The sequence below is a fragment of the Ruegeria spongiae genome (assembly GCF_023502395.1).
Classification (GTDB): domain Bacteria; phylum Pseudomonadota; class Alphaproteobacteria; order Rhodobacterales; family Rhodobacteraceae; genus Ruegeria_C; species Ruegeria_C spongiae.
This window is the reverse complement of sequence record NZ_JAMFMB010000031.1, coordinates 1-26747: the sequence shown is the minus strand read 5'-3', so window position 1 is coordinate 26747 and position 26747 is coordinate 1. Positions and strand designations below refer to the sequence as shown.

Here is a 26747-nt window from a genome sequence, read left to right as displayed (position 1 = left end):
TCAGCGCTGAACCATCAGACTGGCGAGGCCGTGGAAATGGTAGCTGTCGGAATAGCTGGGCGGCTCGGTCAGCCGCAGGTTCGGGCAACGCGCGAAGAGGATCGGCAGGGCGATGCGCATTTCCAGCCGGGCCAGTGGCGCGCCGACGCAGAAATGCAGCCCGCCGCCAAAGCTCGTATTGGTTCGGATCGGGCGCGTCGGGTCGAAACTTTCCGCGCGCTCCCAGATTGCCGGATCGCGATTGGCCGCGCCAAGCAGCAGAGCAACCTCGTCGCCGCGTTGAAACCTATGATCAAAGACCGTCACCTCTTCATAGGCGTAGCGGGAGAACATGTGCAAAGGCGGGTCATATCGCATGATCTCTTCGACGGTGCGGTCGATGGCGTCGTGCGCCAGTGCCGCCGCGCCGGTCCCGGTTTCCAGCAGGGTTTTCACCCCGTTGGCAATGGCATGCACGGTCGCTTCGTGTCCGGCATTCAGCAACAGGATGCAGGTGCCGATCAACTCGTCGGTTGAAAGTTTGGTGCCTTCTTCTTCGGCGGCGATCAGGCGGGTGATCAGATCGTCGCGCGGGTCGTTGCGGCGCTTGTCGATATAGCTGCGCAGGAAGGTGGTGAATTCACTCGCGGCCCGCGCCGCCGCATCCTCGGTCGTAGGGGTGCGACCCGCCTGGTACATCGCCACCATCGCATGCGACCAGCGCAGCAGGTCAGGCGCCATCGCCTCGGGTACGCCCAGCAACCGGCAGATGGTGATCACTGGTACCTGGGTGCAATAAGCCTCGAGCAGGTTGAAATCGCCCTCTGGAAACGCATCAATCAGATCATCGCACAGCGCCTCGATCCCCGGCGCTAGGTCGTTGATCGCGCGTGAGGTGAAGGCGCGCAGCACCAGCGCGCGCAGCCTTGTGTGGCGCGGCGGTTCGGCATCGAGCAGCGAATGCGCCTCGACCGCCAGCCAGGGGGCAAGATGGTCCGGACCTTCGGTCACCAGTTCCGGCGGTATTTCCCGCCCGAAGCGGCGGTCTTTCAGCAGGGCCTGCACAGTATCGTGACTGAAGGCGGCGACCTTGCCGTATTCCTGCCAATAGGCCAGCGGGCCTGCGGTGCGCATGCGGGCATAGAACGGGTAAGGGTCCTGTACAAAGGCGGGGTCGGTGGGGCTTTGGTGGCATGTCATCATCGCGCGCACCCTTGCCTTGTGCCGTCCGCAATGCAAGACCCTATGGACGATGCGAAGGCTCTGGATCATCGTCGGTTTCCTCGTTCTGGTGGGTTTGCTGGCCACCGGGGTCTGGACCTATGGCTATCGGCAGGCCGTGGGGCAACTGGCCGAACGGGCCGAGGCCGATCTGAAACTGGCCAGCGACCGGCTCAGCGCACAATTGCAGCGTTATCAGGAAACCGCCGTGCTGATGGCCGAACATCCGGCGCTGGAATATCTCGACCTGCCCGGAGGCCGCGACGCCGCGCGCGGCCTGCTGCTGGATGTGGCCGACAAGACCTCGGCACTGGATGTGATGTATGCGGATCGGTCTGGCCGGGTACTGGTGGCGGCGCGCGATCAGAACCCCCGTACACTTAGCGGAGCGCCCTATTTCGAACGGGCGTTGCAAGGCGCATTGGGCAGCGATCACGGGGTGATTGCGCCTTTCGATCAGCGGGCGTTCTATTATGCCGCGCCCGATTTCGGACCCGATGGCAAGGTCCGGGGCGTTCTGGTGGTTGTGGTTGATATCGACAATACCGAGTTCGACTGGCGCGGCAGCTCTCCGGCGGTTCTGTTCGTGGATGAGGCGGGCGAGGTCTTCATGTCCAACCGGCCCGAATTGCTGTTCTGGCGGCGCGACGGGGTGGATGCGGGCTTGCAACCCGCCAAAGGGCCGCCGCGCCCCTTTGAGACCGATCTGTTGGGCCGTTTCGAGATCTGGACGCTGGACTGGGGCCCCTACCTGCCGCGCTATGCGCTGCATCTGGTGCAGGACCTGCCCGTTATCGGGATGAGCGGCGAAGTGGTGGTTGATCTGGCCCCGGCGCGACGTCTGGCGTGGCTGCAGGCCGCAACGGTTGCGGCGATCTGCCTGGCCTTCGGGGCGCTGCTGTTTCTGGCCACCGAACGCCGCCGAACCCTGGCCGAGGCAAATGCGGTGCTCGAAACCCGCGTGGCCGAGCGCACTCAGGCGCTCTCCGAGGCCAACACCCAACTGCGCCGCGAAGTGGTCGAACGGCAAGAGGCCGAGGCCGCGCTGAAACGGGCGCAGGCGGAACTGGTGCAGGCCGGCAAGCTCAGCGCGCTGGGCCAGATGTCGGCCGGAATCAGTCATGAGTTGAACCAGCCGCTGATGGCGATCCAGCAATTCGCCGATAATGGCAGCGCGTTTCTGGATCGGGGCAAAACGGAAAAGGCGGGCGAGAACCTTGGCCGGATCGCGCAGATGGCCAAGCGCATGGCGCGGATCATCAAGAACCTGCGCGCCTTCGCCCGCAACGAAAGCGAGCCGATGGGGCGAGTCGATCTGGTTCAGGTCATAGAAACGGCGGTGGATCTGAGTAGCACGCGGCTGAGCCATGACGGTGTTGCGCTTGACTGGACGCCGCCCTCTGCACCGGTCCCGGCCTGGGGCGGCGACGTGCGGCTGGTGCAGGTTTTTGTGAACCTCATCAACAACGCTGCCGATGCCATGACCGGGCAGGACACCCGCCGCATCAGCATTGATATCGAAGAACACGACAAGCTGACCGTCACCATTCGCGATACCGGGCCGGGGATCGAAGATCCCGAGAAAATCTTTGAACCCTTCTATTCAACTAAGGCGGTCGGATCCTCCGAGGGGATGGGGCTGGGCCTGTCTATTTCCTACGGTCTGGTTCAGAGCTTTGGTGGCAATATCCGGGGCAGCAACACCGACAGCGGCGCGATGTTCACCGTCGAGCTTGACCGGTTCAGAGAGGAAGAGGCCGCATGATCCGCACCGTTCTGCTGGTCGATGACGACGCCGCCGTGCGCGAGGCGCTGGGCCAGACGCTGGAACTCAGCGAGTTTCAGGCGATCACGGCGGGGTCTTTCGTGGCGGCCAAGGATCACATCACGCCCGGATTTCAGGGCGTCATCGTCTCGGATATCCGCATGCCGGGCCGCGACGGATTTCACCTGCTATCTTATGCGCGCGAGATCGACGCGGAATTGCCGGTGATCCTGTTGACCGGTGAAGGTGACATTCCGACGGCTGTCAGCGCCATGGGGCAGGGCGCGTTCGATTTTCTGGAAAAACCCTGCGCCCCCGCTGATCTGGTGGCGGTGCTGGAGCGCGCCCTGAAAACCCGTGCGCTGGTCTTGGAGAACCGGGCTTTGAAACGGCAGCTGGAGACCGGCGACCCGGCGGCGCGGATGCTCTTTGGCTCTTCTCAACAGGCCGAGGCGCTGCGCGCCCGGGTGCGCGGTGTGGCGGCCACCGGGGCCGAGGTTCTGGTGACCGGTCCGCCGGGCAGCGGCGTGTCCAAGGTGGCCGAGGTCGTGCATTTGATGTCTGCCACTGCGCAGGGTCCCTTCATGAAGCGCTCTGCTGCTGATCTGAGCCCCACTGATCTTGGCGCCGCAATTGGCGATGCGGCAGGCGGATCGCTGTTTCTGGACGAGGTTTCCGCCCTGCCGGGACCGACGCAGTATGCAGCCCTTGAGATGTTCGAGCAGGGCATGGGTGCGCGGCTGATTGCGGGCACCACCGCCGATCTGGCCGCCCAGGCCGAGGCAGGACGTTTCAACCCTGAGCTTTTCTACCGCCTCGACGGCATGCGCGTCCGCATTCCTGCGCTGTCGGAACGGCCCGACGATATTCCGGTGATCTTCCGCCATTACGTGGCGCAAGCCGCCGAGCAGGCCGGGATCGCGCCGCCGGAGGTCACGCCGGACCATCTGGCCGCGCTGATGGCGCAGGACTGGCCCGGCAACGCCCGGTCGCTGATGTCGGCGGCGATGCGCTTTGTGCTGGGCATGCCCGAGGACGTGGCGCAGGCGGCTGAGCTGGGGCTGGCCGAACAGATGGCGCGGGTGGAACGGTCTTTGCTGGTCGCGGCCCTTGGGCGGCACAATGGCAAGGCCGCGCAGGCGGCGCAGGCGCTGAAACTGCCGCGCAAGACCTTCTATGACAAGCTGGCCAAATACGCGATCCGGCCCGAGACCTTCCGGCGCTGAGCGCCCTGATGTGCGGGGTGGTTTTGGTCGCGGTTTTGGGTATTCTGGACCGGCAAGGCGCGTGTGAGGTCGCCTTGGACCCGGTTATCTCAGAGAGGTTGGCGTGGCGAAGAAATCCAAATCCGAACTGGCAGCCGAGGCAAAAGAGGCCGCGACCATCATCGCCGCCGCGCGCAAGATCCGGCACAATTTCGCGCTGTTTCACGGCAAGGACGACCTGATCTTCAAGGCCCACAAGTCCAAGAATAAATCCGCCTGCCGGAAGATGGCCAAGGATGACGGGGCCGGGGCCAAGGGCGCGGTGGGTGCGCTGGAGGTGGATGGCAAGATTGCCAACCTCATCGTCGAAGACCCGGATTCGACGCCCGCCAATTTCGCCAAGACCTTCCGCAAATATCTGTCTGCGCGCGGGTTGAAGATGCAGGTACGGCTATTGTCCGAAGAGGGCGACGTGATCGACGACGGCGAGGAGGAGGCCGAAGAGGCCGCCTCGGACGCGCCGCCCGAACTGGGCGACGACATCGAGCAGGTTCTGGAAAAGATCGCGGCCCGGTTCGACGCCATGAAGACGCCGCTGGTGCGCAGCCTGAACTCGGCCCCGACCGAGTATCGCGACAAGATCGTCAAGGCGGTCGAGCTATACAAGAAGGCGATGAAGGCCAAAAGCCCCGACACCGCGCTCAAGGCGCTGGCGGCGGTGAACAAATTGGTGATGGCGACGCCCTCGCCGGTGCGGATCACTGACCGCCTGAGCCGTGCTGGTGACGACCCCGAGGCGCTGGGTAAGCTGGACAGCATGGTCAAAACCTGCGCCGCTCAGGTGACCAGCGACCCCGCATTCATGGACCGCGCCTTTCCCGAAATGCGCGACATGCGCAAGGCGCTGAAAACCGCGATGAACAAGAAACCGCCCCCCTCCAACCTCGCCGAGCTCAAGGCGATGAAAGAGGCGCTGGACACGATGTTCTTCGATCATGTCGACAAACCGCCGCGCGCGCATGGACCTGAGTGCCACGGTCCGGGACTGACCATTCCACAGCAGGAAGACCGGATTCTGAAAAAGAAGAACCCGCGCACGGGCCAGAAATTCAAGGGAAAGCCGGTGCACAAGGCGTCGAATTTCCTCGACAAAGCGGCTTTTGTGGAAAGTCAGATGGCCCTGCGGACCCAGGCGCTGGACCATATCGACGACAATGGCATCAAGCCGCCGCCAAAGGGCGCAAAACCCGTCAGGCTGCCTCCGATGCAGGCCAAGCTGGTCGATGTGCTGGGCGCAAACTGGAAGACGTCCGTGCAGGGCGTGAAACGGAAAAAGAAAAAGGGTCAGAAAGACACCTGCGTTGACGCGACCTGGGGTCCCAACAGCAACTGCAAGGCAATCTATGATCTGCTTGACGATGGCACCCTGCGTCTGGTGACACTTTACCCCAACCCGATCGCATGACCGGCCGGTCCAGAAGACCCGCCGCAAAACCAAGAGATGGAGACCTCCGACATGGCTGACCGCACACCCCAGCAGGTCCTGAGCGACATGGCCAGCGGCTATCTCAACCCGCAGGCCTATGATGTCGATGAGTTGAAAGGCTTTCTGGAAGAGGCGCATAACGCTGGTGCGCGCACGGCGTTCCAATCGGCCCTGTCCGAGACCTTGGGTGGCAACGGCATCGGGCGCGGCCAATGGGAAGAGCTGACCGATGATGAGTTCGAGGATGACGAGGAATGGCGGGGCTACCTGACCGCGCTTCAGACCTATCTGTTCGAAGATGGTCCTTATCCCATCGCGGATGACGAAGACGAAGACTGAACCCGTCATTCGGGATTCGAATCACGACTGGAACACTTGTGCGGAAATCCGCACAAGCTGGGTTCGGCCTGTGCGAAATTCCGCACATGCTGTAAATGCCCGTTTCAAAGGCACCTTCAATTATCGTTGTAACTGACTGATAAATAACGTGAAAACTCTATATCGCGCCCCCGGATATGGCAGGGTTGAGTGGTCGCCGGTGATTGGCTTCACTCGGAGTCGATCAGGGTTGACCCCTTGACCCAATGAAAGCTTCGGGAGGAGATCAAATGAAATTCCTGGCAACCGCCGCCACCGCGCTGGCACTCACCGCCACTGCCGCTTTTGCGGCCTGCGACGATGGCGAGATCGTGGTGAAATTCGCCCACGTGACCAATACTGACAAACACCCCAAGGGCATCGCCGCCTCGCTGCTTGAGCAACGCGTCAATGACGAGATGAACGGCACCATGTGCATGGAGGTCTACCCGAACTCCACGCTTTATAACGACAACAAGGTGCTTGAGGCGATGTTGCAGGGCGACGTGCAGCTTGCCGCGCCGTCTCTGTCCAAGTTCGAGAAATTCACCAAGCAATTCCGCCTGTTCGACCTGCCGTTCATGTTCGTGAACATCGACGCCGTGGACGCATTCCAGGCCTCTGATGATGGTCAGGCGATGCTGGACAGCATGCAGCGCCGGGGCCTGCAGGGGCTGGCCTTCTGGCACAATGGCATGAAGCAGATGTCGGCCAACACGCCGCTGGAAAACCCCTCCGATGCGGATGGTTTGAAATTCCGCGTGCAAAGCTCGGACGTGCTGGTCGCCCAGATGGAAGCGATCGGCGGCAGCCCACAGAAAATGGCCTTTTCCGAGGTCTATGGAGCGCTGCAGCAGGGTGTTGTGGACGGGCAGGAGAACACCTGGTCCAACATCTACGGTAAAAAGTTCTTTGAAGTGCAGGACGGCATCACTGAAACCAACCACGGCATCATCGACTATCTGGTCGTGACCTCGGTGGATTGGCTCGACAGCCTGGACCCGGAAGTGCGCGAACAGTTCCTGACCATTCTGTCGGAAGTGTCCGAGCAGCGGAACAAGGAGGCCTTTGCGGTGAACGAAGCGGCCAAAGCCTCGATCACCGACGCGGGGGGCATCATTCGCCAGCTCAACCCTGAACAGCGTCAGGCCTGGGTCGATGCAATGAAGCCTGTCTGGGACAAGTTCTCGGATGACGTCGGTCAGGACAAGATCGACGCCGCACAGGCCATCAACGCCGGGTTCTGATCCGGCAAAAGGGGCCGCACCGCAACTGGGGAGTGACCGGTGCGGCACCCGGCGGGCCTGATCCAGGGCCCGCCGCTCATTCCCAACTTGCAGATAATCGGGGACAGAAAGATGTCTGGTTCGACTGCCGGTCCGTCCGGCTTCATCGACCAGATCGAGGAGACCGTTATCGCGGTGCTTCTGGGTCTGATGACGGCGGTGACCTTCGCCAATGTGATCGCGCGCTTTGTTTTCAATTCCAATATCCTCTGGGCGCTGGAACTGACCGTGTTCATGTTCGCCTGGTTGGTGCTGCTGGGCGCGTCCTACGCGGTGAAGAAACACGCGCATCTGGGAGTGGACGCGATCCTGAACATGCTCAGCCCCGCGCCGCGTCGGGTGCTGGCGCTGATCTCGGTCGGGTGCTGCCTGCTGTTCTCGCTGCTGATGCTCAAAGGGGCCTATGATTACTGGGCGGTCTTCGCCGATCTGCCCCCTACTTCGGGCCGCTGGTTCCCCACCGGGTTTGACCTGAAGGCGCGCTCGCAAAGCTTCTATGAGGTGCAGGATGTGCCCATGGTCGACATGCTGCGCTGGCTGGAAGGGGCGATCAACTATGACGAGGCTTATGAGAAGCTGCCCAAGGTCGTTCCCTATATCGTGTTGCCGATCTCCATGCTGCTTCTGGTGATCCGTTTCGTGCAGGCCGCCCTCGCGATCTGGCGCGGCGAGACCGACCGGATTGTCGCCAGCCACGAAGTCGAGGACGAGCTTGAGGAAGTGCGCCAGCAGCAGGGAGGGCAGGGCTGATGGAAGTTGTCATTCTCTTCGGCATGGTCATCGGCCTGCTGTTGATCGGCGTGCCCATCGCGATCTCGCTGGGCCTGAGTTCCACGATTTTCCTGCTGATCTATTCCGACAGTTCGCTGGCCTCGGTCGCCGGAACATTGTTCGAAGCCTTCGAGGGGCATTTTACCCTGCTGGCGATTCCATTCTTCATTCTGGCCTCATCCTTCATGACCACGGGCGGCGTAGCGCGGCGGATCATCCGCTTCTCCATCGCCTGTGTCGGGCATTTACCGGGGGGGCTGGCGATTGCGGGCGTCTTTGCCTGTATGCTGTTTGCCGCGCTGTCGGGGTCATCTCCGGCAACGGTTGTCGCCATCGGCTCCATTGTGATCGCAGGCATGAGGCAGGTGGGCTATTCGAAGGAATTTGCCGCCGGCGTGATCTGTAATGCGGGCACCTTGGGCATCCTTATTCCGCCCTCCATCGTCATGGTGGTCTATGCGGCCGCCGTCGAAGTGTCGGTGGGCCGGATGTTTCTCGCCGGTGTCATTCCCGGCCTGATGGCGGGGCTGATGCTGATGGTGACCATCTATGTGATGGCCAAGGTCAAGAACCTGCCCAAGGGCGACTGGAAGGGCTGGGGCGAGATCTTTGCCTCGGCGCGCGAGGCGGGTTGGGGCCTGTTCCTGATCGTGATCATTCTGGGCGGCATCTATGGCGGCATCTTCACCCCGACCGAGGCCGCTGCGGTGGCCGCTGTATACGCGTTTTTCATCGCGAGTTTCGTCTATAAGGACATGGGGCCGCTCAGCACCGAAGGTGAGGCGCAGAACCTGTCGCTGATGCGCAAACCGATCGCGCTGGTGACGGCCCTGTTCCATCCCGACACCAAGCACACGCTGTTTGAGGCAGGCAAGCTGACGGTCACGCTGCTGTTTGTGATTGCCAACGCCCTGATCCTGAAACATGTGCTGACCGATGAACAGGTTCCCCAGCAGATCGCGTCAGCGATGCTCTCGGCGGGCTTTGGCCCGGTCATGTTTCTGGTGGTGGTCAACGTGATCCTGCTGATCGGTGGCCAGTTCATGGAGCCTTCGGGCCTGCTGGTCATCGTCGCGCCGCTGGTCTTTCCCATCGCGATCGAGCTGGGCATCGACCCGATCCATCTGGGCATCATCATGGTGGTCAACATGGAGATCGGGATGATCACCCCGCCCGTCGGTCTGAACCTCTTTGTCACCTCGGGCGTGGCGGGGATGCCGATGATGGCTGTGGTGCGGGCGGCCTTACCGTTCCTTGCGGTCCTCTTCGTTTTCCTGATTATGGTGACCTATATTCCCTGGATCTCGACCGTCCTGCCCAATACCTTCATGGGGCCGGAGATCGTGACGCAATAGCCTCGCTTGCTGCACAAAAGGCCGGAGCGCAGGTGCGGTCCGGCCTTTTTTAGTTGCTGCAGGGCCGGATGCCGGGATGTGATGAGGGCATCAACCAGCGGTCACGAAAGGTCTGTGTGATGCAGAATGTGGCAACAAGCCGGGGTCTGCTCTTTGGGCTGCTGGCGGCGTTTTTCTGGGGCATGCACAGCGTCATTGTGCGCTATCTGACCAGCGACATGGGTGGGCTGCAGATCGCGGCGATGCGCCTCTTCATCGCTGCCGCAGCGATCTATGTGATCCTGCGGGTGCTGGGGGCGGTCGTGTCGATCAATCTGCGCGACTGGAATTTCCGGCTGGCGGTACTTTCGACGGTCGTGAACTACATCTTCTTTCATATCGGGTTGGAGCGCACTGGTGCTGCCAATGCGATGGTGCTGGAAAACACCGCACCGGTCTTTGTGCTGATCTTTCTCTATTTCTTCGCCAAGGCCCCGGTGGGCTGGCGCGATCTGCTGGCCACCGCCATCGCCGTCACTGGCGTGGCGCTGACCGTTCTGCCGGATTTCCAGACCGGAGGCGCGCGGTTCGCTGGTGATCTGCTGGAAATCGCTGCCGGACTCAGCTGGGCGGTGTTCCTGATTTCCAGCAGCCGGGCGATGCAGGGGACGAGTTCCACACCCGAGCGGTTGAACTTCCTCTTCGGTATCTTCCTCTGTGCGGGCATTCTGATGGCCCCGCTTGGGTTGATTGACCCCGTGATGCCAAACGTCCGGGATGGCCTGTTCCTGACCCTGTTGGGCGTGCTGCCCACCGCGCTGGCCTATTACCTGTGGTACGAGGCTGCCGCCCGCGTCTCGACCCTGTCGGCCACTTTGATGTTCGCGCTGTCGGTGGTTTTTACCTTCGTGAATGCCGGGTTGTTTCTGGGGGCCGAGATCACCGGCGCAGGCCTGATCGGGGCGGCGATGATCGTGTTTGCGGTGATCCTGACAAGCCGTGAAAAGACCGATTAGGCTTCTTCAAGCGCGGCGATGATCGGAGCGAAATCGCTGGCTTTCAGGCTGGCGCCGCCAACCAGCGCGCCATCCACATTGCTGACGGAGAATATTTCACCTGCGTTGCCCGGTTTGACCGATCCGCCATAGAGCAGACGGATGCCGGATGCCGTGGCCTCTCCGAACCGCTGGGTCAGTCGCGTGCGCATGAAATCATGCACCTCACCGATCTGTTCCAGCGTCGGCACCTTGCCGGTGCCGATGGCCCAGATCGGTTCATAGGCGATCACCAGCGTGTCCGCCGTCATCCCATCCGGCACCGAGCCGTCCATCTGCGCGCCGATCACATCCAGCGTCTGCCCGGCCTCGCGTTGGTCCAGGCTCTCTCCGACGCAGACGATGGCGATCAGACCGGCAGCAGTTGCCGCCTCGGTCTTGGCCCGCACGTCACCATCCGTTTCACCGTGGTCCTGGCGGCGCTCGGAATGACCAAGGATCACCGAACCGGCCCCCGCATCCAGCAGCATCGCCGCGCTGATATCTCCGGTATGCGCCCCCGAGGGCGCGGCATGGCAATCCTGACCACCAACGGCAACGGCACTGCCCGAGGCCACCTCTGCCGCGCGTGACAGCAGGGGGGCGGGCGGGCAGATCAGGATGTCCACGGAGGCAGAGCGGTGGCCTTCGGCAAGTGCCGAAAGCTCGCTCAGGCTGTCGCCTGTGCCGTTCATTTTCCAGTTTCCCGCCGCCAGTTTCCGCTGCATGCCTGTCCCCGATGCCCAATTGATCTTTGTCCTTTCTCCGATAGCACTCCCGGCACGGCGAAACAATTGACTGATCCCGAATGCCCGCACCCGCGCCGGAGGAGTGTGCAAAGCGTGTCGCAGCGCCTAGTGTAGAAGTTGGGGAACATTGGAGAGGGGTGCAATCCATGGGTATGACAGACCGCTACGGAAACGATCTTTCGACCGGATCTTCAGTGGCGCGTGATCACTATGACCGGGGTGTTGCGCTGTTTCTGGCGGCTGAATTCGGAGCCTCCGAGGCGTTTGGAGACGCGATCGCGGCGGACCCCGAGTTTGCCCTTGGCCATGCAGCGCTGGCCCGCGCGCTGATGATGGAAGCCAGAATGGGGGATGCCAAAGCCGCGCTGGCACGAGCGACAGAGCTCGCCGGGCGCGGCAGCGACCGGGAACGCCAGCATGTTGCAGCGCTTGGCTTGCTTCTGGCGGGCAAACCCGCTGAGGCCCGCGCCGCCGTGCTGTCACATGTGCGGACCCATCCGCGGGATGCGTTGGTTGCGCAGCTTTGCACCAATGTCTTTGGCCTGATCGGGTTCTCCGGTGAGGTCGGGCGCGAGGCTGAACTGCTCGCCTATACCTCGGCGCTGCTGCCGCATTATGGCGAGGATTGGTGGATGATGTCGGTCCATGCCATTTCCCTGTGTGAAACCGGGCAGATCGAGGCGTCGATGCAGTTGATGGAACAGGCGCTGGCGTTGAATCCAAGGAACGCGAACGGGTCGCACTTCAAGGCCCACGCGCAGTATGAGGCAGGCGAAACGCAGGCCGGGCGCGTCTATCTGGGAGATTGGCTGGAGCGTTATGACGAGCGCGCCGTGCTGCATGGTCATCTCAGCTGGCATTGCGCGCTCTGGGCGCTGCATGCGGGCGATTCGGAGGCGATGTGGCAAGCCGTCGATAGCGGTGTCGCGCCCGGTGCCGCCAAGGGGCTGCCCATCAACGTGCTGACCGATACGGCGGCGATCCTCTACCGCGCGCAGATTGCGGGACTGGCCGTTGACCCGGACCGCTGGGCGCGGCTCAGCGACTATGCTGCAAGGTGCTTTCCGGAAACCGGCCAGAGCTTTGCCGATATGCACGCGGCATTGGCGCATGCGATGGCGGGCGAGGGTGCGCGTCTGGCGAAAATTGTCGAAACCGCCAAGGGCTTTGCGGGTGATCTGGTGCGCCCTGTCGCCCGGGCCTGGGGCGCGATTGCGCGTGAGGATTGGGCCGGAGCGCTAACCGACCTGTCGCAGGCGATGGCGCGCACCGAACGGTTGGGCGGCAGCCGGGCGCAGCGGGACCTGTTGGAGCTGACCTATGTGAATGTGTTGCTGAAGCTTGGCCGGACCGACGAGGCCCGGCGCAGCCTGTTGACACGCCGCCCGGTTCTGGCCGACGCGCCACCGGTTGCCGCGTTTCAATAAGCGTTACTTGGTCGCGGGCAGGCTTTCGTCGAACTTGATCGACTCGCCGCAGCCGCAGGCATCGACCACGTTGGGGTTCTTGAATTTGAACCCCGATTCCAGCAGTGAGACCTCATAGTCGATCTCGGTGCCGAATAGGAACATCTGCGCCATCGGCGCGATCAACACGCGCGCGCCGTCTTGCTCCACCACCTCGTCATGGGATTCAGAGGCGTCGACGTAATCCATGGTATATTCCATGCCCGCGCAGCCGCCTTTCTTGACGCCGATGCGCAGGCCCGAATGCCCGCCCTTGGCCATCAGCTTGGCGATCTGCGCTGCGGCGCGCGGTGTCATCGTCACCGCCTGTTTGCCGGGAATGCCGAACATGAAAGTCTCCGTCTACGCGTCACACTGAATCTAGGCTGTCTGCGGCCCTGTCTCAAGGGGGGCTTGCCAGATCAGGGATACTGCGAGTATTGGGTTCAATTTACGCATCCAGATCAAAAGGTTACGCATACAGATCAAAAGGTTGCGCGTGGTTCTTTACATGAAGCCAAGTTCCAGCCGGGCTTCATCCGACATCATCTCCATGCCCCAGGGCGGCTCCCAGGTCAGTTCCACCTCGACCTGCTTGACGCCAGCCAGCGGTTCGATCGCCTCGGCCACCCAGCCCGGCATCTCACCGGCCACCGGACAGCCTGGTGCGGTCAGGCTCATGATCACCCTGACCTCGTTCTGGTCGCTGATGTCGATCGTGTAGATCAGCCCCAGCTCATAGATATTGACCGGAATTTCAGGGTCATAGACGGAACGGCAGGCCTCGACCACCGGCTCGTATAGCGGGTGGCCAACGGAAGAGGGCGCAATCAGCGGCACACCTTCCATATGTTCATTGGTGTTGGTCATTCGGGCCTCGGTTTCTAACTTGAGTGATTATATAGGGAAAGCGAGGCGGGGCGTCCAGAGGAGCCAGGCCGCCTTGTATCCGGTTTTCCCCGTATGCAAGTCGCGCGGATTTCGTGCTATGGTGGTTCTTGCGCGAGGGATCACACATGTAGCGCAGAACCAAAGCGGGAGGACGAACTGCGATGGATATGGTCAAGACAACGGAATATGCACGCGCGCTTTATACCGCGCAGGGGCCCAAGGCCGAGGCCGAGATTGCCCGGAAAATACAGGATTGCAAGGATAAGGGGCAGGATGCCGAGGCCCAGGACTGGCAGGCGGTGCGCCGTGCAATCATCAGCATGCGCGGGCCTCATCAGGGTTGATCCGCGCACCACTCATGATTGAAACCCGCGACCTGAAAAGTCGCGGGTTTTTCAGTCGTTGATGTCGCGATCGAATTTTTTCACCTGCCCGGCGGGCAGGGCGAAGAAATGCCGCAGGCCAAGCCAGGCCAGCAGCGACAGTCCGGCAAAAATCAGCAGCAGAACCGCAGCCCCCATGGTGAAGAGCGAGAACAGAACCAGCAGCCCGGTGATTGCCGCCCCGATGGCGAAGCCGAGGAAGATGAAGCCGGGAATGGCGACCTCCAGGATCACCAGCACCAGCGCAAACGCCATCCAGACCCACCAGAGCAGGACCAGATCAAGGATCATGCGCGGCCTCCTTTCAGCATCTTGAAGGCATCGCCAAAGGCCTCTATCGCGTTGGCGGGCAGCACGATTGTCTGTTTGCCCTCACCACCCCCAAGCGCGTTCAGCGCCTCGACCTGTTTCAGCGCGACCTGATATTGCGCCGCCTCGATGCCGTTATCCTTTATGGCGCGGGCGACCACTTCGGTGGCGTAAGCCTCGGCGTCGGCCTGCACCCGGCGTGCCTTGGCGCTTTGTTCTGCAGCATAAAGCTCGGCATCAGCCTGCAATTCGACCGAGCGTTTCATGCCCTCGGCCTCGGTCACCTGCGCGCGGCGGGCGCGTTCGGCGTTGAGCTGCTGCAGCATCGCGTCGCGGGTGGCCTGATCCAGATTGACGTCGAGAATTTCCGCGCGCGTCACCTCGATCCCCCAGTCATCGACGGCGGTTTCGACGCTTTCCTGAATGCGGGTGATCAGTTGCGAGCGGTTTGACTGCACCTCGTCCAGATCCATCTTGCCGATCTCGGCCCGCACGATCCCGGCCACTGTGGTGGCAATCGCACCATCCACCTCGCGGATGCGGTAGACGGTCTTTTCCGGCTCGAGAATGCGGTAGAAGACCGAGGTATCGATCTGCACCAGCACATTGTCCTTGGTGATCGCATCCTGCGTCGCGTTGGGCAGTTGGCGTTCCAGGATGGATATCTTGTGCCGCGCAACATCCAGAAACGGGACGATAAAGTTGATCCCCGGCCCAAGCACGGAATGCAGTCGGCCAAAGCGTTCGATCACGTATTTCTCGGATTGCGGCACGATCTTGATGCCCTTGAAGATTACCAGGACGATCAGGATCGCAGCCAGCAGGTAAAGGATATTGGACGAAACCAGTTCGAGGATCGCGTCTTCTGACATTGAGGCTCCTATTTTTTGTGTACTATAGTATACATTTGGGGGTTGAGTCGTCCGATTTCAAGACAGGTATGGCGGGTTTCGCGGTTGCTTCAAGTCCTAACCGTGTTTCGCCAAAGATCCGCGCCAAGTCTACATATAGCGGTTTTTTGCGCCAAGTGCGCAAAATCAGGGTTTGAGAATGGCATATCCTGTCGTAGGTTTGCGGAATGAAGGTCATTCTCGATACCGATCCCGGCATTGATGATGCGCTTGCCATCGCCTATGCCGCCGCCGCGCCCGAAATCGATCTGGTCGGATTGACCACGATCTACGGCAATGCCGATATCTCTCGGGCCAGCCGCAACGCGCGCTATCTGGCTGATCTGCTCAAGCTCGACATTCCGGTGGCGCGCGGGGCAGAGGCACCGCTGGGGGCAACGCATTTTCAGCCCAGCGGCCATCTGCATGGCAGCCAGGGGTTCGGCGATGTGACCGAAATTCCCGATCTGGGCGTCGAGCACGCCGAACCCGCCGCCGAGTTTCTGCTGCGCATGGCGCGCGAACATGGCGAGGACCTGACCATCATTGCGTTGGGGCCGCTGACCAACATCGCCGAGGCGCTGGCACTGGACCCCGAATTCTCCCGGATGCCGGGCCGGGTGATCGTGCTTGGTGGCGCGGTTGCAGGACCCGGCAATGCCACCGACGCCGCCGAGGCCAACATGCTGAGCGATCCGCTTGCCGCGGACGCGGTGTTCGCCTCGGGTCTGCCGATTACGCTTGTTGGGCTGGATGTGACGCTCAAGCCGCTCTATGGCATCGCGGATTTCGCGGTTTTGTCGGCGGCGTCGCCGATGGTGGGCGGGTTTCTGAACCGGGCGGTGCAATCTCATCTGAACTTCTTTTGCGTCACCCTGGGAATTGATGGCTGCGGGTTGCAGGACCCGACAGCCGTGGTGGCCTGCACACATCCGGACCTCTTCGAGATGGTTGAGAGTGGTATCCGCGTGCCCTCGGACGGGGATCGCGCAGGTGCGACCGAGCCTGCCGAGGATCGCCCTCGGGTCTCGGTCTGCCGGGACATGGATACGCAAGCGGTCATGCACTTGCTGACCAGCAGGATCGCATCGCTGCACTGAAGCGGTGCCCTTGCATTGGCGAGGCTGATCGGGCACATCCCGCCCGGTTGAGCGATCCGGAGCGCAGATATGACCAACAGAATTTCGTTTCAGTTGAATGCCAGTGACGGCAAGGCGCGTACCGGCGTAATCGCGACACCGCGCGGCGAGATACGCACACCGGCCTTCATGCCGGTGGGCACGGCGGCGACGGTCAAGGCGATGATGCCGGAAAGCGTGCGCGCCACCGGCGCGGACATCCTGCTGGGCAACACCTATCACCTGATGCTGCGCCCCACCGCCGAGCGCATCGACCGGCTGGGGGGCTTGCACAGGTTCATGAACTGGGACCGGCCGATCCTGACCGACTCGGGCGGGTTTCAGGTTATGTCGCTGGCCGGGTTGCGCAAGCTGACCGAGAAGGGCGTGACCTTCAAATCCCATATCGACGGATCAAAGCACGAATTGACGCCGGAACGCTCAATGGAGATCCAGCGGCTGCTGGGCTCTGATATCGTGATGTGTTTCGATGAATGCCCGGCATTGCCTGCCGACCGCGACCGGATCGCGGAAAGCATGCGGCTGTCGATGCGGTGGGCGCAGCGCTCGCGTGAGGCCTTTGGTGATCGGCCTGGCCATGCCTTGTTCGGTATCCAGCAGGGCGGGCTGGAACAGGATCTCCGCCAGGAAAGCGCTGAGGCACTGCGCGAGATCGGCTTTGACGGCTACGCGGTGGGCGGTCTGGCCGTGGGTGAGGGGCAGGAGGCCATGTTCTCTTGTCTTGAATATGCGCCCGATATGCTGCCCGCAGACAAGCCACGCTATCTGATGGGCGTGGGCAAGCCCGACGATATCGTGGGCGCGGTGGCGCGTGGCATCGACATGATGGATTGCGTGCTGCCGTCGCGTTCGGGGCGCACCGGGCAGGTGTTCACGCGGTTTGGCGTGGTCAACATCAAGAACGCCCGCCATGCCGACGACCCGCGCCCGCTGGACGAGGCCTGCACCTGCCCGGCATGTTCGCAGTATTCGCGCGCTTACCTGCACCATGTGTTCCGCGCCAACGAGATGATCTCGGGCATGCTGCTGACCTGGCACAACCTGCATTATTTTCAGGAAATCATGGCGGACATGCGCAACGCGATTGCTGCGGGCAGCTTTGAGGCGTGGCAGGCGGGTTTTCACGATCAGCGTGTGCAGGGCGATATCGACCCGCTGTGAGAGCACGGCACCCAAAGTGACAAATGTGTGATCCCAGGTTAGACTGGCGGTGAATTTCAGCCGGTGTTTTCCGAGTGCCTTTTGTATTGGAGGGGTCACATGTTTCGCATTTTTTCCTTTTGTTTTCTGGTCTTTTCTGCGCCGGTCCTGGCGGATGTCTGGACTTTTGAGACCCCGTCGGAGAACATTCAATGCGTGGTGGGGCAGGGGGCTGGCTCGTCGGATCTGGAATGCACCATCATTGAGCGATATGGACCCCCCGCATTGCCACGCCCGGCAAGCTGCGCCTCGGATTGGGGGCACAGTTTTTTGATGTATGATACCGGCCCGGTGCAGATGCTTTGCGCGCCGCTCAACCACAGCCGGGGTGGCTATGATCGGGCTGAGTATGGCATTACCGGGCGGTTTGGCGGGTTTACCTGCCATTCCTCGCGCAAGGGGCTCGATTGCCGCAATCTGGATGGTCACGGGTTTTTTCTTTCGCGCGCGGTGCAATCGGTTTTTTGATTTTTGGGACTGCGAAACGGCGCTCCCGCGCGGTGCGCGGATCGCCCCGCCCGCCGTCCCGTATCGCGTGGTTTTGCCCGAATGTGACACGTTATCGCCTTGCGGCTCTTCGGGCTTCGCGCCATTGTGGGTCGCGTACAGGTAAGGTTGAAATGTGAGCGCTCGCGCCCCATTTCACCCCTCTTAGACCGGAGATGGCCAGAGGTTGCCTGCATCAGGGACCCGCGCCGTCTTGCCAATGATAAGGAAAGAGCATGCAAGAGCCTCTCAACTCGTCCTACCCCGTCCTGCCTTTGCGCGACATCGTGGTGTTTCCGCACATGATCGTACCGCTTTTCGTGGGCCGCGAGAAATCGGTCCGCGCGCTGGAAGAGGTGATGCAGGACGACAAGCAGATCCTGTTGTCCAGCCAGATCGACCCGGCGGTCGACGACCCCGAAGCTGATGGCATCTTTACGGTGGGTGTTCTGGCGAACGTGCTGCAATTGCTGAAACTGCCCGATGGTACCGTTAAGGTGTTGGTTGAAGGGCAGGCGCGGGTGCAGATCACCGAGTTTCTGGAGAACGAGGATTTCTTTGAGGCGCGCGCCGAATATCTGATCGAAATTCCTGGCGACGTGACCACCACCGAGGCGCTGCTGCGTTCGGTCGGCGACGAGTTCGAACGCTATGCCAAGGTGCGCAAGAACATCCCCGAAGAGGCGCTGGCCGCTGTCGGCGAATCCTCGGAACCGGCGAAGCTGGCCGATCTTGTCGCGGGCCATCTGGGCATTGAGGTGGATCAGAAACAGGACCTTCTGGAAACGCTGAGCGTCAGCGAGCGGCTGGAGAAGGTCTATGGGCTGATGCAGGGCGAAATGTCTGTTCTGCAGGTCGAGAAGAAGATCAAGACGCGGGTCAAATCCCAGATGGAGAAGACCCAGCGCGAATATTATCTGAATGAGCAGATGAAGGCCATTCAGAAGGAGTTGGGCGACAGCGAGGATGGCGGCAATGAAGTTGCCGAGCTGGAAGCCAAGATTGCCGAGACCAAACTGTCGAAAGAGGCCCGCGAGAAAGCCGAGGGCGAGCTGAAGAAGCTCAAGAACATGAGCCCGATGTCGGCTGAAGCCACGGTGGTGCGCAACTATCTCGACTGGATTCTGTCGATTCCCTGGGGCACCAAGTCGCGCGTAAAAAAAGACCTCGGCAAGGCGCAGCAGATCCTTGATGACGATCATTACGGGCTTGAGAAGGTCAAGGAGCGGATCGTCGAATATCTGGCGGTGCAGCAACGTTCGAAAAAGCTGAAAGGCCCGATCCTGTGCCTTGTAGGCCCTCCGGGTGTGGGCAAGACCTCGCTTGGCAAGTCCGTTGCCAGGGCGACGGGGCGCGAGTTCATTCGCATCTCTCTGGGCGGCGTTCGGGACGAATCCGAAATTCGCGGCCATCGCCGGACCTATATCGGTTCCATGCCGGGCAAGATCGTTCAGGCGCTGAAAAAGGCCAAGACAACCAACCCGCTGATCTTGCTGGATGAGATCGACAAGATGGGGCAGGATTTCCGCGGTGACCCGGCCTCGGCCATGCTCGAGGTGCTGGACCCGGAACAGAACAACACTTTCATGGATCACTATCTGGAGGTCGAATATGACCTCAGCAACGTGATGTTCCTGACCACCTCGAACAGTTACAACATGCCCGGGCCGCTGCTCGACCGGATGGAGATCATTCCGCTGGCCGGCTACACCGAGGATGAAAAGCGTGAGATCGCCAAGCAGCATCTGATCAGCAAGCAGGTCAAGAACCACGGGCTGAAGAACAAGGAATTCGCCCTGACCGACGAGGCGCTGACCGAGATGATCCGCACCTATACCCGCGAGGCGGGGGTGCGGAATCTGGAACGTGAGATCGCCAAGGTGGCCCGGAAATCGCTGACCAGGATCATCAAGAAAGAGGCCGAGTCAATCGAGGTGACGCCAGACAATCTGGATGACTTCCTGGGCGTGCCGAAATTCCGCTATGGTCTCGCCGAAGTCGAGGATCAGGTCGGTGTTGTCACCGGGTTGGCCTATACATCGGTGGGGGGCGAGTTGCTGTCGATCGAAGCGCTGCGCCTGCCGGGCAAGGGCCGGATGAAGACCACCGGCAAGCTGGGCGACGTGATGAAGGAATCCATCGAGGCGGCCTCGAGCTATGTGCGCTCGATCAGCCCGCAGATTGGCATCAAACCGACGCGCTTTGACAATTGGGATATCCATGTGCACGTGCCCGAGGGGGCCACGCCCAAGGACGGCCCCAGCGCCGGTCTGGCCATGGTGACCTCGATCGTGTCGGTGCTGACCGGAATCCCGGTGCGCAAGGATATCGCCATGACCGGCGAGGTCACTCTGCGCGGCAATGCGCTGGCCATCGGCGGGCTCAAGGAGAAACTGCTTGCGGCTCTGCGTGGTGGAATCAAGACAGTGCTGATCCCGCAGGAAAACGAAAAGGACCTGCCCGAGATTCCCGACAATGTGAAGGAAGGACTCGATATCATCCCGGTGGCCCATGTGTCCGAGGTGCTGAAACATGCGCTGATCTCAACGCCCGAACCCATCGAATGGGATGAGGCAGCCGAGGAAGAGGCCGCTGCAGCCCGCGCCACAACGGCTGCGTCCGGGCAGGGGCCTGTTGCGACCGCGCACTGACGCGACACCTGTTTGACATCAACGGGGCGGGCCGATTGGTCCGCCCTGCATCGTTTCTGGGGCTCATGTTGCACTTGGGGACCAGAGACCGACAAAGATGGCTCAATCACTAGCGGTTGTGGCAATTACGGGTGTGGCCCGCTAAACTTGCCTCAAAAGTCACTCAGTGAGGCAGGCAATGGCACGGAAATCCACCAAAACGTCCAGCGACGCGCGCAAGACATCCGCAGCACCCAAACCGGCTGACACCGCAGCACCGGAACCGAAAGTGGTCACCGTATCCTCACCGGTCGTGAGCGCGCCAGAGCTGCGCAAGAAAGAGCTGATCGAGCAGGTGGTTGCCCGTTCAGGTGTCAAGAAAAAGGACGCCAAACCGGCGGTCGAGGCGCTGCTGGAGATCCTCGGCGAAACGGTTGCGCAAGGGCGGGAACTGAACCTGCAGCCATTCGGAAAACTCAAGATCAATCGCAGCGAAGAAAAGGCAAATGGCCGGGTCGTGATCTGCCGGCTGCGGCAATCGGCAGCGGGGGTGGGGCAGGAAAAAGAACCTCTTGCGCAGCCTGTCGACTAGCGCTAATACCGCGCGCACGGGTGATTAGCTCAGTGGTAGAGCGCTTCGTTCACATCGAAGATGTCAGGAGTTCAAATCTCTTATCACCCACCATTGTTTCTTGTTTTAAATCAGCAGCTTGAATGCTGATCGTCCGGCCAAAGTAGTCACTAATGATCGGTACTGCTGCAACTGCGCTGCAACGAGTACCCGCTAACCAGCGGAGAAGGCAGCAATGGCCAGCATCTCGAAGCGCCCGAGCGGAAATTGGCAGGCGCAAGTTCGCCTCAATGGCACAAGCATTTCGAAGACATTCACAACCAAGAAAGATGCGTCGACATGGGCGCGCGAAGTAGAAACAAGTGCGGAACGTGGTCATTTGTCTGTCGATCTGTCACGATTGAAGTTAGCTACGCTTGGCGACATGCTTGAGCGCTATATGCGCGAAGTAATTTCTCGTAAACAAGCAGGCCGGAACGAAGCATGCATGATCGAAAGCATCTTGAGGGATGATGTCAAACTATGCGGCACGCGTTTGGACAGATTGCGGGCAGAACAGTTTTCGGAGTGGCGAGACAATCGGCTCAAGAGAATGAAACCTGCAAGCGTTTGTCGATACTTAGGGGTTGTTCAGCATGCGCTTGATATTGCGAAACGGGATTGGGGCATGCCCCTCCCAGTAAACCCTGTGCGGGAGGTTCGTAGGCCGGTTGTGCGCAATCGACGTGAACGTAGGATCACGACGGAGGAACGCGTTGCTCTTCTAGACTGTGCAGGTAGATATCAAAACCCGTTGTTGCAGCCGCTGATCACGCTAGCTCTTGAAACCGCCATGCGACGTGGTGAGTTGTTAGCGATCCGTTGGTGCGATGTCGACACGCGTTTGTCGGTAGTTCGGTTACGAACATCCAAGAACGGTCATGCCCGAACGGTTCCTCTTTCAAGCGAAGCGTTGCGAATGTTCGATCGGCTACGCGAGGACGAAAGGAACTCTAATCCTGACGCACATGTGTTTCCGATGAAGGGTAACGCCGTGCAACTCGCATGGGGCAGGATCGTGCGCAGAGCAGGGATAAGAGATTTACGTTTTCATGACTGTCGACACGAGGCGATCAGCAACTTCTTCGAGCGTGGCTTTTCGCTGCCCGAAGTAGCATTGATAAGCGGGCATCGCGACACGCGCATGTTGCTCAGATACACGCACCTCAATGCAGTGAGTATTGCGGCGAAGTTGGCCGCCGAATAACGAACATGGAATTGTTGTGCATTGTCCCACAAAGCTATGATAATTATGCATTAATTATTCTGGAAGATTTGACTTTGTCGGTCCGATTAGTTACGATCTGGCCATAAGTCGTACGAAGATGACACGCTAAGGTTGATGTCACGGCGCACCCATCAAATCATAGGAGAGTGCCGTGGCAGACGTATCATCTGCATCCAGTCCATCCGGCTTGTTGACCCCGGATCAGGTCGCCCATCGCCTCGGGATTAGCCCAAGTACGCTTAAGCGGATGCGATTGCGCGGCGAAGGCCCAAATGCTGTCAAGATCACAAGGCGAACCATTCGATACCAAGCTGCCGAACTCGACGCTTGGTTGAACGGTAAGGTCGCTTCAATCGAAAATGGAAGGAGGGTAGGACATGGCTGATAGCACTTGGGAGACTTCGGCTCGGATACGAGCATTTAAGATCGTCGAGACTGAGTGTGTGCACGTTGACGAGTTTGGATGTATGTTCGTTGATCGATCCCATACTGGGGGCCGTCCAACATTCAAGCACCAAGGTCGTAAGTCGACGATCGCACAAGCAATCGCAGCGCCTATCAAGGGACAGCATACGCGTCACATTTGTGGCAACGAGGCGTGCGTTAATCCCGACCATCTGATGGTTGGGTCGCCTAGTGAGAACACGCATGATGCTTATGATCACGGTGTATTAGAGCGCGGGGAGCGGCATCCAAGGGCAGTCGATCTAACGCCGCAAGCGGTGGCGGCCATTCGAGTGGATAAACGGTCACAGCGGATCATTGCCCACGACCATGGCATCGCACAATCCACTGTTGGCCAGATCAGAAATAGGCAAGGCAGATGGGCGGACGAATGAAGCGGCTACCTCTTTCAGACAGGGTGGCGATTTCCCCCCAACTATACCCGTGGTTGGAGGGAAATCGCCACCCGACCTCCGAACAGCCAGATTTCGCACAGATCAAGCGTCGGTGGGGTGCGAGAGGTGCGCGATTGCCTATCGAATTGCAACCGCCGAGTGCTTTCAAAAAGTGGTCAAAAGGTGCCAACCGGTTTGTGGCGGCACTGCGTACTCAACACGGTGCGCCGGGCCAGAAGCGCATCACACAGAACGAAACCTCGATACGTTTGCGCATCGCTAGGTCTGTCGCCTGCGGCAACTTCACCGACGCCGTCTTGGATGCGCTTAGATTGCGGCTTGAACATGTGGCGGATGACGACATCAGATGGCATGGGAGCCAAGCCGATTTAGACGAAAATGGCGACGCCTTTGTACGGGTCACCAACGACGCTGCGTTCTTGACGCATGAGGCGGGCAATGGAGGCGAGTTCGTGCTGGAAATGGCTGACCTTCCAGCGCGGTCGTTTTGCATTATTGATGCATCACCAGAACGAGTGTTGAACAGCATCATTGGCGCATTGAAGCAAGCCGAGTTGATAGCGAGTGCCGAACGAGAGGCGTGGACTGGCGGCACCGATGGCAGCGAAGTGGAAAGCTGGCTTGCGGAAACGTTCAAGGTCATCAGAAGAAATCCTCCGACACTAGGCGATGTTATCAACGGTTTGGTTGAGGCCCAGCGATCGGGTGAGTTGGAGGTGATTGGTGCCGATGGCGCATTGCTGAACGTCTGGCAATCAATGCAAGGGCCGGGCGGAATGGTGAGATCGGCGACGCAGTCGGTTACTAGTCTGCGTTTCGGTGATGATGACCTGTCTGTGCGCGCTGAATTGCCTGAGCACCCAGCAGACGACATCACGAAACGCGCACGCGAGTTGTCGAGTGCTCAACGAACTGAGCGGCAGATGACGCGCTTGTTGAACCAGCACAACGAGGATCAAACTAAGGTTCATAAGTTGTTGGGTTTGCTGGACGAACATGCAAGGCGAACAAATGAATTGGTTCGGCGGGCACATGAGATAGCGAGCCGAGATGATCTTTCTGGCGATGAGAAATTCGATGAGTTGTTGGCAGTCTTCGAGGGAGATGAAACTGACAAGTCACAAGTAAGTAGGGAGGCGTACGGATGATCGCGACTGAGACCAAGGCACTGAATATGGGGCCATCGCAGCCGATCAATCTGTCCGATGTAGGAGCATGCCGCGCGTTTGATTTGCTGGGTCCAGATGCGGCGACCTTGCTAATGGGTATGATCCGGGTCACGAGCCGCGCCAGTAGTGGCGAGGCTGTAATTGCACAAGCCGCGGCGTCGATGAAGATGTCACGCAAGGCCGCGCTGCGAGGGTTTCGAGACTTGCGTCAATCTGGGTTATTGAGGCAGCGCGATGATGGCGTCTTAGTCCTGCACCGGTTGTTCAGTAGCTACGGGCATGAACTTGCACGGCGAAAGCAAGCTGGTGTTGGTGCAGTAGGCCAAGTGGTTCTGCTCAATCGGGAGTTGGCGTGATGGCAAGAAATCGCGTTTTAAGGCAGCGACCGCTCAGGGTGCAGCCATCACCTACCCAAAGGTTGCAAAGCATGCTGGCAGAATTGCATCGCAAGAAGATGATGAAACAAATGGTAATCGAAGCAGCGCTTAGGCATGGGCTCAAGGTAAGCGAAGATGAGAATACCGATGACAACGAATGAACAACGACCTGACGCGGCGCAGCCGCTTCAGGAAACGCCGATAGGTCTAACTCAATCTTCTGTCGACTATGCTACTAGCGCACCTGATCTGGTACGAATGATACGTCGCGACGGTACAATCTATGCGCACGAATTCTGTCGGGTCTGCGGGATCAAGCCCAATACGTTGCGGATGTCACGGCTGCGGGGAAAAGGTCCGCCCGCGCGACGAGTTTCAAGCAATCGTGTCGTGATTTCGCTTCGCGATGCGGCGACTTGGTTGCAAGCGACGGGCAGATACAATGCAGCGCTCAGATTGGCAGAATGGCTGGATCAAAGGTGGCGTGAAGCAGAACAAGAACATAGGCGTGTCGATTTGCCTATGGTTCGCATCATGATCTGATGAACACTATTGTATGAAGCAGCTTGGTTGAGGTCGTTCGGGTATTACTTCGTAGCGAATTTTTCGGGCTTGGTGACTGTTGGTGACGGCCAGTCCGCAAAACGCGGGTCAGTGTTTTGCATTAACCACAGCGTAGTGCAAAGTAACTGGGCCTGATATTTACGCATAGAGTGCCCGGGGGTATTGCTAGTTGGGCATGGTTCCATATTAACGGAGGCTAAATTGGAAAGTACGATTGCGCAAATTTTAGTCCTTGTGGTTCCGTTTGTATTCGTTGGTTTCTTGCTCCCCAAGCTAAACGCGAACTGGATCGCAATCCCGATTGCTTTAGCTGCTGTATTATTTGTTTCCAATGGTTTGTCAGATGCTTTTGATCCAAATTCTCCCATCGCAAGTGCCTTAGATCAAGGCGCTGCTCGCCCATTAGGCATGGCGGTGCCGTTGCTCGGCGTAGTATGTTATATCGCGGGCTTGTTGTTGGTGGGGCTGGGTGCGTGGCTCAGGCGAACTTTTTTTGATAGTAAAGGGATTTACACACCACCGCCGCCGCCGCCGCAAAGAAAGCTTCGCCATCCGATTACAACAGAGCACTGTGCGTCTATCGCTGAAACGAACTGGCAAGAGCTGGATGCAAACGAGCGCGCGCTCCTCATCGCTTATTGGCGTTCGGCGATTGCATCTCTGCATCACTACTATGAAGTAAGTGAAGGTGATGCTGCGCTGGTAATGACGTTAGCTTCGATCCTGAGCGACAATGAGACCGAAGAGAAGCTTGGCAAAGAAACAGAAGCGCTTCAGCTTGAGATCGCGCAACTGGACGATACAAAACGAGCGCTCCGATTGGCGCTGATGGTCAGAATGTGCGAACCAATGCTTCGGGAACATCCTGAGCTTATCGAACCGACCGCCATGCTTACTGGCTACCAGTGGTTGAAAGATAGCAAATGGGAACGAAAGTTGTTCCCGAACTTTAGACCTATGCGCGTAGCTAGCGTTTGATACTTAACAGAGACGATCCGTCGTGCGGTTAGCCTTTTTTGATCAGAGCGCTTCGCAGAAACGCATCTTTCGAATGTGATGCGCCAAATCAAAGTCTAAACTGAACCTGTGGATCAACTATAGTGGGAAAAAGTGCGCACGGAGATGGTCGAAGCAGTGCTTGCGTCCTACTTGTCCGAGAAAAGCGCCATTTAACCGGTGCTAGAGGGGGCAGGACGATCTGAAAATGATTGGTCTTACAATAAGCCAGCCATAGGGGTGCATGCCTGACATCGCACCTACCAGCGATCGCATCACATGCCCACGCATTGGTTTTGGGCGGGGGGAGTGCAAGATTGTGTTGCCATTGTTGTCTTCAGGGTTTTCATATGCAGCTTAGTTGCTTGGTAGCACCTCGCCTA

Annotated in this window: 27 protein-coding genes and 1 tRNA gene; 22 read left to right on the top strand and 6 right to left on the bottom strand. The window is 59.7% G+C overall.

All coding sequences use genetic code 11. The features are described 5' to 3' along the window. Complete coding sequence (locus M3P21_RS18700) at positions 1 to 1182, bottom strand: cytochrome P450 (protein ID WP_249712507.1); 1182 nt, start codon at positions 1180 to 1182, stop codon at positions 1 to 3. A gap of 49 nt (positions 1183 to 1231) precedes the next feature. Here M3P21_RS18700 and M3P21_RS18695 point away from each other — a divergent pair, with 49 nt between their 5' ends. From M3P21_RS18695 to M3P21_RS18660, 8 genes are all read left to right on the top strand, one after another. Continuing rightward, a complete protein-coding gene (locus M3P21_RS18695) occupies positions 1232 to 2965 on the top strand; it encodes a sensor histidine kinase (protein ID WP_249712469.1) in 1734 nt (577 codons plus the stop codon). Continuing rightward, complete coding sequence (locus M3P21_RS18690) at positions 2962 to 4191, top strand: sigma-54-dependent transcriptional regulator (RefSeq protein ID WP_249712468.1); 1230 nt, start codon at positions 2962 to 2964, stop codon at positions 4189 to 4191. Before M3P21_RS18695 ends, M3P21_RS18690 begins: the two co-directional genes overlap by 4 nt. Positions 4192 to 4294: 103 nt before the next feature. Beyond that, positions 4295 to 5635: a hypothetical protein gene (locus M3P21_RS18685; protein WP_249712466.1), complete on the top strand. Its 1341-nt coding sequence runs from the start codon at positions 4295 to 4297 to the stop codon at positions 5633 to 5635. 51 nt (positions 5636 to 5686) lie between these two features. Continuing rightward, on the top strand, positions 5687 to 5995 hold the full coding sequence (locus M3P21_RS18680) for a hypothetical protein (RefSeq protein WP_249712465.1): 309 nt from the start codon (positions 5687 to 5689) through the stop codon (positions 5993 to 5995). Positions 5996 to 6264: 269 nt separating this feature from the next. Beyond that, positions 6265 to 7260 (top strand): DctP family TRAP transporter solute-binding subunit, encoded by a 996-nt coding sequence (locus tag M3P21_RS18675; protein ID WP_249712464.1) that lies wholly within the window; start codon positions 6265 to 6267, stop codon positions 7258 to 7260. 111 nt (positions 7261 to 7371) lie between these two features. Then, entirely contained in the window at positions 7372 to 8049 is a 678-nt protein-coding gene (locus M3P21_RS18670; protein WP_249712463.1) for a TRAP transporter small permease, read from the top strand. Next, on the top strand, positions 8049 to 9425 hold the full coding sequence (locus tag M3P21_RS18665; protein WP_249712461.1) for a TRAP transporter large permease: 1377 nt from the start codon (positions 8049 to 8051) through the stop codon (positions 9423 to 9425). The genes M3P21_RS18670 and M3P21_RS18665 overlap by 1 nt, the downstream gene beginning before the upstream one ends. 119 nt (positions 9426 to 9544) lie before the next feature. Beyond that, positions 9545 to 10420 (top strand): DMT family transporter, encoded by an 876-nt coding sequence (locus M3P21_RS18660; protein WP_249712460.1) that lies wholly within the window; start codon positions 9545 to 9547, stop codon positions 10418 to 10420. Here the strand turns inward: M3P21_RS18660 and tpiA are convergent. Continuing rightward, positions 10417 to 11166 (bottom strand): triose-phosphate isomerase, encoded by a 750-nt coding sequence (gene tpiA / locus M3P21_RS18655; RefSeq protein ID WP_249712459.1) that lies wholly within the window; start codon positions 11164 to 11166, stop codon positions 10417 to 10419. The two genes, M3P21_RS18660 and tpiA, sit on opposite strands and share 4 nt — an antisense overlap. A gap of 167 nt (positions 11167 to 11333) precedes the next feature. On the opposite strand from tpiA, the gene M3P21_RS18650 reads away from it, so the two are divergent. Then, entirely contained in the window at positions 11334 to 12614 is a 1281-nt protein-coding gene (locus M3P21_RS18650) for a tetratricopeptide repeat protein (RefSeq protein WP_249712457.1), read from the top strand. 3 nt (positions 12615 to 12617) lie between these two features. Here M3P21_RS18650 and M3P21_RS18645 read toward each other — a convergent pair whose 3' ends face one another. Both M3P21_RS18645 and M3P21_RS18640 read right to left on the bottom strand, forming a co-directional pair. Next, on the bottom strand, positions 12618 to 12983 hold the full coding sequence (locus M3P21_RS18645) for a HesB/IscA family protein (RefSeq protein WP_249712456.1): 366 nt from the start codon (positions 12981 to 12983) through the stop codon (positions 12618 to 12620). 156 nt (positions 12984 to 13139) lie between these two features. Further along, a complete protein-coding gene (locus M3P21_RS18640) occupies positions 13140 to 13502 on the bottom strand; it encodes an SUF system Fe-S cluster assembly protein (RefSeq protein WP_249712454.1) in 363 nt (120 codons plus the stop codon). A 182-nt stretch (positions 13503 to 13684) separates the two neighbouring features. Between M3P21_RS18640 and M3P21_RS18635 the strand changes: the two genes are divergently transcribed. Next, the gene (locus M3P21_RS18635; RefSeq protein WP_249712453.1) at positions 13685 to 13867 is read left to right on the top strand and encodes a hypothetical protein; all 183 of its coding nucleotides are present in this window, start codon (positions 13685 to 13687) and stop codon (positions 13865 to 13867) included. A 51-nt stretch (positions 13868 to 13918) separates the two neighbouring features. On the opposite strand, the gene M3P21_RS18630 is transcribed toward M3P21_RS18635, so the two are convergent. After that, the gene (locus M3P21_RS18630; RefSeq protein ID WP_249712452.1) at positions 13919 to 14197 is read right to left on the bottom strand and encodes an NfeD family protein; all 279 of its coding nucleotides are present in this window, start codon (positions 14195 to 14197) and stop codon (positions 13919 to 13921) included. Further along, positions 14194 to 15087, bottom strand: a complete 894-nt coding sequence (locus M3P21_RS18625; RefSeq protein ID WP_249712450.1) for an SPFH domain-containing protein — start codon at positions 15085 to 15087, stop codon at positions 14194 to 14196. The genes M3P21_RS18630 and M3P21_RS18625 overlap by 4 nt, the downstream gene beginning before the upstream one ends. A gap of 206 nt (positions 15088 to 15293) precedes the next feature. Between M3P21_RS18625 and M3P21_RS18620 the strand changes: the two genes are divergently transcribed. The 12 genes from M3P21_RS18620 to M3P21_RS18575 all read left to right on the top strand — a co-directional run bounded on the left by M3P21_RS18620 (position 15294) and on the right by M3P21_RS18575 (position 26346). After that, the gene (locus tag M3P21_RS18620; RefSeq protein ID WP_249712448.1) at positions 15294 to 16205 is read left to right on the top strand and encodes a nucleoside hydrolase; all 912 of its coding nucleotides are present in this window, start codon (positions 15294 to 15296) and stop codon (positions 16203 to 16205) included. A gap of 69 nt (positions 16206 to 16274) precedes the next feature. Continuing rightward, complete coding sequence (tgt, locus tag M3P21_RS18615) at positions 16275 to 17405, top strand: tRNA guanosine(34) transglycosylase Tgt (RefSeq protein WP_249712447.1); 1131 nt, start codon at positions 16275 to 16277, stop codon at positions 17403 to 17405. 99 nt (positions 17406 to 17504) lie between these two features. Then, positions 17505 to 17912, top strand: a complete 408-nt coding sequence (locus M3P21_RS18610; RefSeq protein ID WP_249712445.1) for a DUF6636 domain-containing protein — start codon at positions 17505 to 17507, stop codon at positions 17910 to 17912. A 254-nt stretch (positions 17913 to 18166) separates the two neighbouring features. Next, a complete protein-coding gene (gene lon / locus M3P21_RS18605; RefSeq protein WP_249712443.1) occupies positions 18167 to 20581 on the top strand; it encodes an endopeptidase La in 2415 nt (804 codons plus the stop codon). A gap of 178 nt (positions 20582 to 20759) precedes the next feature. Beyond that, positions 20760 to 21152 carry an HU family DNA-binding protein gene (locus M3P21_RS18600; RefSeq protein WP_249712441.1) on the top strand — a complete coding sequence of 131 codons (393 nt, stop codon included), beginning with the start codon at positions 20760 to 20762 and terminating at the stop codon, positions 21150 to 21152. A gap of 18 nt (positions 21153 to 21170) precedes the next feature. Continuing rightward, positions 21171 to 21245: transfer RNA gene (locus tag M3P21_RS18595), tRNA-Val, on the top strand. Between the two features lie 121 nt (positions 21246 to 21366). Then, on the top strand, positions 21367 to 22377 hold the full coding sequence (locus M3P21_RS18590; protein WP_249712440.1) for a tyrosine-type recombinase/integrase: 1011 nt from the start codon (positions 21367 to 21369) through the stop codon (positions 22375 to 22377). 172 nt (positions 22378 to 22549) lie between these two features. Then, the gene (locus M3P21_RS22785) at positions 22550 to 22783 is read left to right on the top strand and encodes a helix-turn-helix transcriptional regulator (RefSeq protein WP_373320077.1); all 234 of its coding nucleotides are present in this window, start codon (positions 22550 to 22552) and stop codon (positions 22781 to 22783) included. Beyond that, the gene (locus M3P21_RS22780) at positions 22776 to 23237 is read left to right on the top strand and encodes an HNH endonuclease family protein (RefSeq protein WP_373320076.1); all 462 of its coding nucleotides are present in this window, start codon (positions 22776 to 22778) and stop codon (positions 23235 to 23237) included. Before M3P21_RS22785 ends, M3P21_RS22780 begins: the two co-directional genes overlap by 8 nt. A 134-nt stretch (positions 23238 to 23371) precedes the next feature. Continuing rightward, a complete protein-coding gene (locus tag M3P21_RS18585; RefSeq protein ID WP_249712438.1) occupies positions 23372 to 24406 on the top strand; it encodes a hypothetical protein in 1035 nt (344 codons plus the stop codon). After that, positions 24403 to 24783, top strand: a complete 381-nt coding sequence (locus M3P21_RS18580; protein WP_249712437.1) for a hypothetical protein — start codon at positions 24403 to 24405, stop codon at positions 24781 to 24783. Before M3P21_RS18585 ends, M3P21_RS18580 begins: the two co-directional genes overlap by 4 nt. Before the next feature lie 786 nt (positions 24784 to 25569). Then, positions 25570 to 26346, top strand: coding sequence for a hypothetical protein (locus M3P21_RS18575; RefSeq protein ID WP_249712436.1), 777 nt, complete (start codon positions 25570 to 25572; stop codon positions 26344 to 26346). Positions 26347 to 26747: the final 401 nt, after the last annotated feature.

Bases quoted from the DNA above. Each gene is read 5' to 3' on its own strand.
- M3P21_RS18600 (WP_249712441.1), top strand. From the start codon at position 20,760: ATGGCACGGAAATCCACCAAAACGTCCAGCGACGCGCGCAAGACATCC.
- M3P21_RS18610 (WP_249712445.1), top strand. From the start codon at position 17,505: ATGTTTCGCATTTTTTCCTTTTGTTTTCTGGTCTTTTCTGCGCCGGTC.
- M3P21_RS18665 (WP_249712461.1), top strand. From the start codon at position 8,049: ATGGAAGTTGTCATTCTCTTCGGCATGGTCATCGGCCTGCTGTTGATC.
- M3P21_RS18625 (WP_249712450.1), bottom strand. From the start codon at position 15,087: ATGTCAGAAGACGCGATCCTCGAACTGGTTTCGTCCAATATCCTTTAC.
- tpiA (WP_249712459.1), bottom strand. From the start codon at position 11,166: ATGCAGCGGAAACTGGCGGCGGGAAACTGGAAAATGAACGGCACAGGC.
- M3P21_RS22780 (WP_373320076.1), top strand. From the start codon at position 22,776: ATGGCTGATAGCACTTGGGAGACTTCGGCTCGGATACGAGCATTTAAG.
- M3P21_RS18635 (WP_249712453.1), top strand. From the start codon at position 13,685: ATGGATATGGTCAAGACAACGGAATATGCACGCGCGCTTTATACCGCG.
- M3P21_RS18700 (WP_249712507.1), bottom strand. From the start codon at position 1,182: ATGATGACATGCCACCAAAGCCCCACCGACCCCGCCTTTGTACAGGAC.
- M3P21_RS18660 (WP_249712460.1), top strand. From the start codon at position 9,545: ATGCAGAATGTGGCAACAAGCCGGGGTCTGCTCTTTGGGCTGCTGGCG.
- M3P21_RS18620 (WP_249712448.1), top strand. From the start codon at position 15,294: ATGAAGGTCATTCTCGATACCGATCCCGGCATTGATGATGCGCTTGCC.
- M3P21_RS18680 (WP_249712465.1), top strand. From the start codon at position 5,687: ATGGCTGACCGCACACCCCAGCAGGTCCTGAGCGACATGGCCAGCGGC.
- M3P21_RS18590 (WP_249712440.1), top strand. From the start codon at position 21,367: ATGGCCAGCATCTCGAAGCGCCCGAGCGGAAATTGGCAGGCGCAAGTT.
- M3P21_RS18630 (WP_249712452.1), bottom strand. From the start codon at position 14,197: ATGATCCTTGATCTGGTCCTGCTCTGGTGGGTCTGGATGGCGTTTGCG.
- M3P21_RS18640 (WP_249712454.1), bottom strand. From the start codon at position 13,502: ATGACCAACACCAATGAACATATGGAAGGTGTGCCGCTGATTGCGCCC.
- lon (WP_249712443.1), top strand. From the start codon at position 18,167: ATGCAAGAGCCTCTCAACTCGTCCTACCCCGTCCTGCCTTTGCGCGAC.
- M3P21_RS18670 (WP_249712463.1), top strand. From the start codon at position 7,372: ATGTCTGGTTCGACTGCCGGTCCGTCCGGCTTCATCGACCAGATCGAG.
- M3P21_RS18675 (WP_249712464.1), top strand. From the start codon at position 6,265: ATGAAATTCCTGGCAACCGCCGCCACCGCGCTGGCACTCACCGCCACT.
- M3P21_RS18580 (WP_249712437.1), top strand. From the start codon at position 24,403: ATGATCGCGACTGAGACCAAGGCACTGAATATGGGGCCATCGCAGCCG.
- M3P21_RS18690 (WP_249712468.1), top strand. From the start codon at position 2,962: ATGATCCGCACCGTTCTGCTGGTCGATGACGACGCCGCCGTGCGCGAG.
- M3P21_RS18695 (WP_249712469.1), top strand. From the start codon at position 1,232: ATGCGAAGGCTCTGGATCATCGTCGGTTTCCTCGTTCTGGTGGGTTTG.
- M3P21_RS18650 (WP_249712457.1), top strand. From the start codon at position 11,334: ATGGGTATGACAGACCGCTACGGAAACGATCTTTCGACCGGATCTTCA.
- M3P21_RS18645 (WP_249712456.1), bottom strand. From the start codon at position 12,983: ATGTTCGGCATTCCCGGCAAACAGGCGGTGACGATGACACCGCGCGCC.
- tgt (WP_249712447.1), top strand. From the start codon at position 16,275: ATGACCAACAGAATTTCGTTTCAGTTGAATGCCAGTGACGGCAAGGCG.